The sequence below is a fragment of the Scrofimicrobium canadense genome, assembly GCF_009696615.1.
In the GTDB taxonomy this organism is placed as follows: domain Bacteria; phylum Actinomycetota; class Actinomycetes; order Actinomycetales; family Actinomycetaceae; genus Scrofimicrobium; species Scrofimicrobium canadense.
Window position 1 is genome coordinate 1 of record NZ_VULO01000020.1, and the last position, 9709, is coordinate 9709.

The 9709-nt window shown below is 53.8% G+C and carries 14 protein-coding genes and 1 pseudogene; 7 read left to right on the plus strand and 8 right to left on the minus strand.

The window, feature by feature from the left end:
* Positions 1-94 precede the first annotated feature (94 nt).
* Complete coding sequence (locus FYJ24_RS12060) at positions 95-718, minus strand: NAD(P)-dependent oxidoreductase (RefSeq protein ID WP_154546698.1); 624 nt, start codon at positions 716-718, stop codon at positions 95-97.
* An 81-nt stretch (positions 719-799) separates the two neighbouring features.
* Between FYJ24_RS12060 and FYJ24_RS12065 the strand changes: the two genes are divergently transcribed.
* A complete protein-coding gene (locus FYJ24_RS12065) occupies positions 800-1183 on the plus strand; it encodes a winged helix-turn-helix transcriptional regulator (RefSeq protein WP_154546699.1) in 384 nt (127 codons plus the stop codon).
* Between the two features lie 369 nt (positions 1184-1552).
* Here the strand turns inward: FYJ24_RS12065 and FYJ24_RS12070 are convergent, their stop codons facing one another.
* Genes FYJ24_RS12070 through FYJ24_RS12080 form a run of 3 tightly spaced genes read right to left on the minus strand, consistent with a single transcriptional unit; the run spans position 1553 to position 3498 of the window.
* Positions 1553-2320 (minus strand): variant leucine-rich repeat-containing protein, encoded by a 768-nt coding sequence (locus FYJ24_RS12070; RefSeq protein WP_154546700.1) that lies wholly within the window; start codon positions 2318-2320, stop codon positions 1553-1555.
* A gap of 4 nt (positions 2321-2324) precedes the next feature.
* Entirely contained in the window at positions 2325-3230 is a 906-nt protein-coding gene (locus FYJ24_RS12075; protein WP_154546701.1) for a hypothetical protein, read from the minus strand.
* A gap of 28 nt (positions 3231-3258) precedes the next feature.
* Positions 3259-3498 carry a hypothetical protein gene (locus FYJ24_RS12080; RefSeq protein WP_154546702.1) on the minus strand — a complete coding sequence of 80 codons (240 nt, stop codon included), beginning with the start codon at positions 3496-3498 and terminating at the stop codon, positions 3259-3261.
* Positions 3499-3684: 186 nt separating this feature from the next.
* On the opposite strand from FYJ24_RS12080, the gene FYJ24_RS12085 reads away from it, so the two are divergent.
* The 3 genes from FYJ24_RS12085 (at position 3685) to FYJ24_RS12095 (ending at position 4846) form a co-directional block, all read left to right on the plus strand.
* On the plus strand, positions 3685-4113 hold the full coding sequence (locus tag FYJ24_RS12085) for a dihydrofolate reductase family protein (protein WP_206192708.1): 429 nt from the start codon (positions 3685-3687) through the stop codon (positions 4111-4113).
* 215 nt (positions 4114-4328) lie between these two features.
* Complete coding sequence (locus FYJ24_RS12090; protein ID WP_318656704.1) at positions 4329-4592, plus strand: type II toxin-antitoxin system Phd/YefM family antitoxin; 264 nt, start codon at positions 4329-4331, stop codon at positions 4590-4592.
* A complete protein-coding gene (locus FYJ24_RS12095; RefSeq protein ID WP_154546704.1) occupies positions 4589-4846 on the plus strand; it encodes a type II toxin-antitoxin system RelE family toxin in 258 nt (85 codons plus the stop codon). The genes FYJ24_RS12090 and FYJ24_RS12095 overlap by 4 nt, the downstream gene beginning before the upstream one ends.
* 283 nt (positions 4847-5129) lie before the next feature.
* Here the strand turns inward: FYJ24_RS12095 and FYJ24_RS12100 are convergent, their stop codons facing one another.
* Genes FYJ24_RS12100 through FYJ24_RS12105 form a run of 3 tightly spaced genes read right to left on the minus strand, consistent with a single transcriptional unit; the run spans position 5130 to position 6215 of the window.
* Entirely contained in the window at positions 5130-5750 is a 621-nt protein-coding gene (locus FYJ24_RS12100) for a histidine phosphatase family protein (protein ID WP_154546705.1), read from the minus strand.
* Positions 5751-5767: 17 nt separating this feature from the next.
* Positions 5768-5980 carry a nuclear transport factor 2 family protein gene (locus FYJ24_RS13610; RefSeq protein WP_404814715.1) on the minus strand — a complete coding sequence of 71 codons (213 nt, stop codon included), beginning with the start codon at positions 5978-5980 and terminating at the stop codon, positions 5768-5770.
* Positions 5889-6215 (minus strand): nuclear transport factor 2 family protein, encoded by a 327-nt coding sequence (locus tag FYJ24_RS12105; RefSeq protein WP_206192710.1) that lies wholly within the window; start codon positions 6213-6215, stop codon positions 5889-5891. The genes FYJ24_RS13610 and FYJ24_RS12105 overlap by 92 nt, the downstream gene beginning before the upstream one ends.
* Before the next feature lie 606 nt (positions 6216-6821).
* Between FYJ24_RS12105 and FYJ24_RS12110 the strand changes: the two genes are divergently transcribed.
* The 3 genes and pseudogenes from FYJ24_RS12110 (at position 6822) to FYJ24_RS12120 (ending at position 9252) form a co-directional block, all read left to right on the plus strand.
* Positions 6822-6965 (plus strand): hypothetical protein, encoded by a 144-nt coding sequence (locus tag FYJ24_RS12110; RefSeq protein WP_154546706.1) that lies wholly within the window; start codon positions 6822-6824, stop codon positions 6963-6965.
* Positions 6949-8124: pseudogene (locus FYJ24_RS12115) on the plus strand (IS3 family transposase). Before FYJ24_RS12110 ends, FYJ24_RS12115 begins: the two are co-directional and overlap by 17 nt.
* Before the next feature lie 45 nt (positions 8125-8169).
* Complete coding sequence (locus FYJ24_RS12120; protein WP_154546707.1) at positions 8170-9252, plus strand: restriction endonuclease; 1083 nt, start codon at positions 8170-8172, stop codon at positions 9250-9252.
* A gap of 162 nt (positions 9253-9414) precedes the next feature.
* Here FYJ24_RS12120 and FYJ24_RS12125 read toward each other — a convergent pair.
* Positions 9415-9709: integrase core domain-containing protein (locus FYJ24_RS12125; RefSeq protein WP_154546708.1), on the minus strand; the 295-nt coding region annotated here is incomplete at its 5' end.

Sequence of the window (9709 nt, forward strand, 5' to 3'; positions counted from 1 at the left end):
GATTCGGCTTCACCAACTTCAACAACTACAAAACCAGAGTCCTCCTCTACGCCGGCAAACCCCACTGGAAAACACTCGACTCAATCACCATCCCCTAACCCACACCCCACCAAAGTCCGAAGAGCCCAATTTCGTCAACAACAGCTAGTGCGAAGTCCGCGCCACTGATTGCTGACTTACCGTCTTCATCAAAGAGAGCAATCTCGCCGGAAGTGCGGTACCGACCAAGACGCTCGCCAGGAGCGTGAGCCCCAAATTCTCCGGCGGGACTGACGAAGAGCCACTCGCCCACGATCTCAGAGCTATTGAGATCACTCAAGATGGAATTCATTTCACGTGCCTCATCGGCAAACTCAGCAGGAATACCATCTCCCTCAGCGAAACGAGGGGCATTTTCTTCGGGGCGTAGTGAGCTGAAACCACCAATAGCTACGAAGCGCACCCCAGCTTTAGCAGCAGCCTCAGAGAGCGCCTTGTAAGGAGCTCGAAGAGCTCCAGCGTTGCTTCCGCGTGGCGAGAGGGCGGCGACAACTACATCAGCGCCAGAGAGATCTGGGAGTTCCTTTGTAAGATCACCGGTGCGATATGTGACTCCCGGAAGTTGTTCTTCAGGGAGGCTTCTACTTATCGAAGTAACCTGATGTCCACGCGCTGCCGCCTCGGCAACAATATGCGATCCAGCATAGCCAGTTCCGCCGACGACGATGATTGATGCCATGAGTGATACTCCATTCTTGTAGAACAACGTAAGCGTTAGTTACTATAAGAGACCAAACATCCGTTAGGAAGTAGGCACTTTATGGTAACCACAACTGAGCAACGAGGAAATCCGTATGCACAGGGGTGCCCAACACGCAGGATTCTGGACCGTATTGGAGACAAGTGGACAGTCCTCATTGTTGGCGCGCTCGGAGAGAAGGCACTGCGATTTTCAGAGCTAAAACGCCGAATAGAGGGAATTTCGCAAAAAATGTTGACGCAGACTTTGCGCACTCTAGAAGAAGACGGTCTCATTACTCGCACCCTTATCGCACAGGTTCCCGTGAAGGTCGAATATCAACTCACTGCAGCCGGTCAAAGCCTACGCGCACCATTGCGCGCATTGGAAGAATGGGCAATAGAGCATATGGGAGAAGTACTCGACGCACGCGCAGCACACGCCGATCTCACCGCCGCGCACTAGAGACACAATCTTCACACGCAGACGACAACAGGGAAAAGACTGTGTCTATTCTTCCGGCACAGGAGTCGACCATAGCCCCGACAGTCAGAAGAATCTGGAGGGGAAGGCGGATACGTCGCTTCGTGTCAGTGTCCAACCTGAAGGCATCCCGCCTATTGTGCCGTTGAGAGGTATTGCCAGGAAACACCGGCACGAAAAAGCGGTAGCAAGTCTTCCAACATCTCGTTGTCGCCAGCCCCTCATCAATGCCGCTCCTAGCAAATGGAAGGGCGGACCCTAGCGGCAGCCGCGTTACTACTCAAGATTTGTAATATCGGACCGGGGCATTTACCAAGACTCGCGTACGCATGATCGCCTCCCCTGATCCACCTACTGAAATAGCAACCAGAGGGCCACCCCTACCGACACTACTGCTAAGACTCCTAGAACTGAAAAAGCGATCCATAGACCAGCATTACTGGACGAAGAAGATCCAGATGGAGCGGAATTTTCCAAGGCACCCCAGGGCGACTGTTCAAAAGACGCCGGTTGAGGTTGCGGTGGTTCAGTCACGTGCGAATAGGCAGGCATCGCTACAGCCGTATTCTCGATAGCTGATATCTGCACAGTGTCCTGCAGAAGTTCTTGACCAGGGCTCTGAGTAAGAATCCATTCGCGCAGCGCTGGATAAGTTGAAGGATTCTCCAATATCTGCGAATGAAGATCTCTACGCCTTGCGGCTAGATCTTGCAAGACTGCCGGCGGTGTCGCTGGGTCTACCGCAAGCCGTTCATCTGACGATTTTTCCTCTTCGGTAGCGCCAAAGGTGACTGCCTCTTCGTGGTTATCTGCGACTCCCTCAGCAGCCACATCGGATTGCACGATCTCTGACTGGAATTCCTCAGAAACCACCTCCTGCACCGCTGTCGCCTCGTTATCGTCGTGCACGAATTCTTCCGCACTAGGAGTTGACACGCGAGATTGAAGAACCTCATCTACAGCCGGATCTCCTAGCGCCCCCAGCCATTCGAGCAACGCCGGATATGTCGAAGGGTTTGCAGCAATAACTACTCGAAGATCAGGATGGTCTGCAGCAATTTGTTGAAGTACCGCACCGGGTGTTGATGGGTCGGCAGCCTGCAGTTCTGGACTAGTCATATTTTCACCCAAGCCCGAAGAACACACGACCGAAAACAGAGAAAATAATTCCAATGGCTCCGTAGCTCAACAGAATTCCTGCTGTATAAATCATGTACCACTTGAAAGGTGTGGGAGCGTTCTCGCTTTGCCGTACCTCACGCTCTCCCACGAGGAACAACGTAATTTGACTCAAGCCGGTCAAGGCCACAGCCCCGAACACTGCCCATAGAATGGCATCAGGTACTGCAGCAAAGAAACGAGCAAAGGCCAGCACAGTGAAGATTGCCAGGGGGAACCACACAAGAGTCTTTGCACTTGCGTAGAGTGTCATGGCTTTGTTGAACGTAACATCGCGCCCGGCTGCCCGTAGCGACCACCAGGTCCCCAAGCCACGTAGTACATACCCACCGCACCAAACAAAAAGCGCGAAGAAGAAGAGAATAACCAGCTGTCCGCCACCAAATCCGTAGCCGTAGCCGTAGCCAAAAGGTCCAGCAAAGCTACTCATCATGATGTTCCTTCCCGCAAGCGTTAACGCTAAGAGTGCGAAGGCCATAAGTAGCGCATTCAAACCAAGTGTGAGTACCCACACTATCCAAGTGTTGCCGGTACGCCGTTCAACCTCATCAACGCGGTCAGTCACCTCTAGCGGTTTACCTGACCATGCTCTCCACTGACTGAACCACAATGCGTTCCATGCTAAAGCAAATGCAGAGGGCTTGGATTGTGTGGGAACTTGTGGCGGATAGTTTTGTGGTGCCGCACCATACGTGGGCGGAGCCTGGTAGAGCTGGGGTGCCTGCGGATACTGCTGCGCATAGTTGTGATCCGAACTAGGGGCTGGCACCCACGGCTCCGCCGTAGGTGGGGGCGTCACGTTCTCAGCGTCTCCATTGGGAGGTGGAGGTGGTGGTGGAACATTGCTCATGTCGGAATCCTTTCGTTACTGGTTAAGCCTAGACGGTATGGAGACGATTATCTTCCCTATCAGTGTTATCTTGAGAAAATGGGAGCGTAGGAATTATCATCATGGCTTGAGTGTGGAAATCAACTTCGTCTTCGTCATCGGCTTTCCCTTGCGCCGGTGCATGAAGGGCGCAAACGGTTGGCAATACCTCGCGCAATGCAGGTTCGACGAGGGCGTCATCGACTGCTGTCAAAAGGCGACACACGCTGCATCCCAGCACGCTCAGCATTTCCTCCTCAGGCTGGATGCCCCACGAAAGGTGCTCGATGATGACTTCTTTACGATCATGGCGCGGACGGCCCTTTATCGCTATGAGCCTAGACGGCTACATCGCCCGCACCAATGGCGGCCTGGACTGGCTTCAAGCGGATTTTGCCCGTGCCCATCAAGGTGGTGTCACCCCTATCCTGCCGAGGTGTGGGGAACTTTCTTCCCCTCTATCGATACCATCCTTATGGGGCGTAAAACCTATGAGACCGTCACAAGGTTCGATGAATGGCCCTTTGCTGATAAAAACGTCATCATACTCAGTACTCGCCCTTCTATTGATGATGGGCGAGTCATTCATGTAGGTAGCCTTGAACAGGCATGCCAGCTGTTGGATGAACGCGAGGCAAAGGAAGTCTACGTGGATGGAGGAAAGACGATCCAAAGTTTCCTCGCCGCAGGGTATCTTGATGAGATCACCGTGTCGATTGCCCCGGCTCTCATCGGTAGCGGCACGCGCCTTTTCGGTCCACTGACTGCGGATATCCCCATGACCGTGCTCGGACAGTACACGACGCCAGAAGATGGGCTGGCACGAATCACCCATACACTCCCCTCCCCACGTACGGGGTCATAAAACTGTAAACGGGGCCACACACCGCCCCGGCAGCTACCACATCGCCCCGGCCGCGGTAAGTCGGGACACTCCATACCAGCAGTACCGTCTTCCGCACCGCCATCAGTGTGGGTTGGCTACTAATTCACCTCAATAAAAATGGCTAGACCACATTGATCGAAGTGAACATCTTTCCACATATTGTGTACACAGTTTTACATATGTACAATAATTATGTGGATACATTATCAGCTGAAGTCACTACCCGAGAGCTACGCAGTCAACTCTCCGAAGTGCTCGGACGCGCCATGTTCGCGGGGGAACGCATCGGCGTGACACGAAACGGGAAACTAGCTGCGGTCGTGGTGAGCGTTGAAGACCTTGAGGCTCTCGAAGCATTCGAAATGGCGCAGGACCTAGCCGCATACCGTGAAGCCAAAAGTACCGATGACGGTACACGCGTTTCACTCGAGGAACTGCGCGCTGATCTCGCTTCATGAACTACCGCATTGAGTTCACCTCGGCGGCAGCAAAGCAGATCAAGAAGCTCCCTCACTCAGCAAGCAGCCAAATCCTCAAGGCTATAGAAAGCTTGCAAGATAATCCCCGCCCTCACCGGGCCAAGAAGCTCGTCGGCGAGGCAACCGCCTGGAGAATTCGCGTTGGAAACTATCGAGTAATCTACGATATCTTCGATGAGGAACTTGTCGTAACCGTTGTCAGGGCAGCTCTTCGCCGCGAAGCATATCGATAGAGATACGGCTTCACTTTTAGCAATTTGGCTACACAAGTTGAGCGCACACGACTGCCAGCGTCCCTGCGACTACCCTGTCGCCCCACGTACGGGGTCAAGAAACCGTAAACGGGGCCGCATGTCACCCAGGCAGCTACCACATCACCCCGGATGCGGAGAACTTATGGCTAGAAGCGTTTCCATTCTGCTTAGAGTGGCTATCGATACGCGATCCAAAAAGACTTGCGGGCCTAAATCGGAAGACCACTCGACCTCTCATCAAAGCGATATGATCGCCCATGTATCACCGTGCAGGGGTGCCCAACTCGACAAGACTTCGATTATGGAAGTAGTCATCTTCACGTAACACAGTAATTGTTCCTGGTGGTGCTTGTAGACGCATGAATCCAAGTTCGTTGATGGGGAGTCGAAGAAAGGCCGCGGCCGCAAAGGTGAGCACTCCACCATGGGTGGAAATAATGTGATGTGAGCACGGCCGATCGAGAATTTCGCCCATCACTTCATATACGCGGCATGCAAATTCGTACATAGTTTCGGCGCCTTCAATACCCTCTTCATGGCGGAGACGTTCACCAGCCAGTGGTGGGGTGCGGAACCGATCGCGCAGCCACCCCTCAGATTTCCCCTCGGCAATACCGTAAGATTTTTCCCGCAGCCGCACATCGAACACTGGAGAGGTGCCAAGATTCTCTTCTATTGCCGCCGCGGTTTGAGCGGCACGCCGCAAATCTGACGAGTACAGCTCGACACTTTCGGTGCGCGGGATTCTTGCAGCCATCTCCTTCCCAATCCCAGCTGCTGTCTCGAGACCGCGCGCTGTGAGATCAGAGTCGTACCATCCCCCAACACGATCTTCAACGTGGTGTGTGGCCTCAGGATGGGTCACGATGTAGAGAGTCTTCATGTGTTATTCTCCCACGACTACTGGTTGTTACGGTTGTTTGGCGACACCGTCGGCAACGAACTCAAGTGTTCATGTGCGAGGCGCCAACCGTGAGCGCTGCGGACAAAAACATTGGTGGCGCGTCCCGCACCGGACCGTTCACAGTACCCCACCAATGTAGGTGTAGACGGCCACCGCGGATTTCTCCTCGTACACAATCCACTCGACATTTTCAGCCCAGTAGACCTCATCGGGGCTCGCCGCCCACGTACGCTCGAAATACGTGCGGACCTGGTCGATACCGGCGCATGTTGCATCTCCAAAGGAATAGATAGCATCTGGTATCAATACATCTGCTACACAGTTGAAGTCGTAGCTATTCGTGGCAGCCAGGTATTTTTCTAACGCTTCGTCAGCGGTTTCAACAGAATCATTTTCACGTTTATACCGTCCAGGGATAATGTTCAAACGCTGCTGCGAGTGCACTTGATACAGTCTCTAAGTCCTCTAACTGCGCGTATCGGACAATGGGTATACCGCCTCCTGACTATTGTTGACGTTGGCTGACTCGACAATGGCTTGCAAAGTTGCGAGATGCTTTTCGAATGCATCCCGGCAGGTTCTCGTGATCCCTATCATGTTCGTGTACGTCTGCCTGATGGTTCTCTATGTACAGTCACATACTCTACCTCGTCCAGGTTACGAAGAGCAGCTAAGAAAAAGCTCGCGACGATGGGACTTATCGAGACTATTCCGGCAAGCATCCACGACCACGGAACTTGTTAAGCAGGTCCGGATGCGGCATGGATATTGTGCCGAGCAGGCCTTAACTCTGGCCGTTCGATGCCGAGGGCGTGGTAGCCCCTCGGTCCTACCGACTTTGTGTCACCGAGACATCAAGTGCGGTCGCCTCGTTTCCACGCATCCGATAGTGTGACGATGACTGGAAGACTACCTAGGTCCATTATGGTTGGGATTACTGCGGCCGCCTTGCCCCTTCCCAACCCCGGAGGAGAGTAGTGGCGCAGATAAGCAGTTTCCAGTCAGCATGGCATTCTTTGAGAAATACTGCGACCTGGCTGACAGCGAAGAATGCAGCTTGCACTTATTAGTGCTGATGATCCATTTTTCTACACACTCATCAGAGGGTCTGCTGATGGTTTGGTTGAGTCGATGCTTGGTTCCATTTTTGTGGTGGGGCTGGAAGTGATTGATGGTGATGAATCATGTGTATAGCGATGAATTCAAACGCGACGCGGTTGCATTAGTGGAATCTGGGGTAACACAGAAACAAGTGTGCGTTGATCTTGGGGTTTCTAGGTCTACTTTGTATAAGTGGATTCAAGACTGGCGGATGTTGGATGCGGGGATGACACCAACAAGTCACCCGCAAGAGCGTAGCGATATGCGAGTGGCGTTGAAACGTATCGGTGAGTGAGAGATGGAAAACGAGGTTCTACGCCGAGTCGCGGCATATCTTTCTCAGGCTCATATCAAGTCCCCAAAATAGTGTTCCCGCTCGTTCACGAAATGGCCGCAGCAGTGCTTTCAAGGATCAGGGTTCCAGTTACGGTAGCGGCGCGGGTCTTGGGGTTTAGTGAGCAGGCATATTACCAATGGGTAGCGTGTCCGAAAAGCGCTCGTCACATTGAAGAAGAGAACCTGATCAGAGTGCTCAAAGAGCTACACGCGGATGATCCACAGCTGGGATATCGTTTCCTGGCGGATGAGCTTGCCGCTCTTGGCTACCAAGTGTCTGAGCGAAGAGTATGGCGACTGTGTCACAAAGCTCAGATTCGTTCTTCTATTGTTAGTGGCAAAACTCGTTACAAGAAGGCAGGACCGGTGGTTCATGATGATTATGTGAACCGTAACTTCACCGCAGCAGAGCCGAACCGGCGTTGGTTGACCGACATTACCGAGCACTCAAGCGAAAGAAGGCAAGCTTTATTTGTGTGCGATCAAAGATGTATGGTCAAATCGAATAGTTGGCTACGCTATCGATTCTCATATGCGAGCTTCTCTTGCTGTTAGGGCTCTCAAGAACGCTGTATGCCAGCGGGGGTTCCCAACTGGGACCGTCGTTCACTGGGATCGGGGTAGTCAGTTCGGCTCCAAGAAATTCCGTAAGACTTTAACCTGCTATGGCCTGCAGGGGTCGATGGGAAGAGTCGGCGCGTGTGGTGATAACGCGGCAATGGAGTCTTTCTTCGCTCTCCTCCAAAAGAACGTGCTCGATAGACAATCCTGGAACTCAAGGCGACAACTCAGACTAGCGGTTGTTTCCTGGATTGAGGGGAAATATCACCGTAAACGTCGTCAGCGTAGGTTAGGGAAGATGACACCAATCGAATTTGAGCTGATAATGAGAAAAGCTGACCAACAGGCAGCATAAGACACAGACTCAACTAAACCTTCAGCAGTCCCCAGGAGCCAAGCCATGACGATGAATCACCAATCCTCCGAGCCGAGGGCATGGCTCGTTCGCGGATCGAAGGATGAACGCTTTGACCCTTGGATGTTGGAGAACGGTTACACGGGTGTGGGCTTCAGAGAGATCCCGCGCCTCGATCAAGCAACGGATCTTCCCGCGATGAGGCAGCTCATTCAGGCGAATATGCCTGACGAGAAGGCTGGCGCGGTGGGAAATTACGCCGCTCAGCTCAATGCGTTCGCCAATAAGATCGCGGCTGGTGACATCGTTGTTCTTCCATTGAAGAAGGAAGGCTTGCTGGCATTCGGCACGGTCACTGGTGACTACGAATACCTGTCAGATTCCGACGGCCTCAAGCACGTCCGGAAGGTCGTCTGGGATCGAATCGACGTCAATCGTGCTTCCATCAACCAAGACCTGCTGTACTCCCTCGGAGCGTTCAGCACGGTCTGTGAGATCAAACGGAACGATGCCGCATATCGTCTCGGTCGGGTTCGCGCGGGTGCCGAGACTGATCCCGGCGCTCGCGCTGACGTCCCGCTCGTCCTGCCCAAGGTAGATGCCGAGGTGCCTGATTCTGACGAGGCCATCGCCTCGGACGGACAAGACATCGTCCGCTACTCACGCGACCGCATCCTGGCGCGAATCCGTGAACAGTATTCGGGTCACGCTCTGCAAGACCTGGTTGCTGCGATCCTCAGCGCCGAAGGCATGACCTGCAAGGTGCAACAAAAGGGTGCAGACGGCGGCGTTGACATCATCGCCGGATCTGGCGTCCTCGGCATCTCGTCACCAACCATCATCGTGCAGGTCAAATCCCAAGACAGTCGCGTCGGGTCTGAGGTTCTGGATCAACTCGGGGGTGTTGTCGGCCAGCACCAAGCAGACCACGGCCTGCTCGTGGCGTTGGGTGGCCTGACTGCTCCTGCGAAGGCGAAAGTCGATGCGCAACGCCTCAAAGTAGCAGTGTGGGATGCAGAAGAAGTGCTCAACCGTCTGCTCGAACACTACGAGGTCATGCCCGAAGAGGTGAAGCGCAAGATTCCCCTCCGGAAAGACTGGATCATCGATGAAAGCGACATCGACTGACCCAGGAGTTCAAGAGTCAAGGCCGGTTAGTTCGAAGGGACGACTGGTGTTGGCTCCGCAAACCCCGAGCAGACGAGGTCGGCAACCTGAGGTGTCCCGGGTTTGGTGCCGCTTTTGTGTTTAGGCAGCGACCCCGTGTCGTCTGCTTTCTTGATAATACCGCTATTCTGCTTCGCTCGGGGTTTGGTAGCCGATTGTGCTGTGGAGCCGGTCTTGGTTGTACCAAGTGGCCCATTCCAGTGTCAGGTCTTCCACGTCTGCCACTGTTTTCAAGGGGCCAACCCTGAAGGGACTGTCCTTGCGTACCGCTTCGTTCTTGAACAGGCCCATGCCTGACTTCTGACATGGGGTCCTGAGACGGCGTTTTGGGTTGTTGGTTTTGGCTTGTTTACGCGGTTTGGGTGTCTGGGTTGGGGCACTAGGGGCCTTGTTAGAATGGGGTTGTGGCTTACATTCG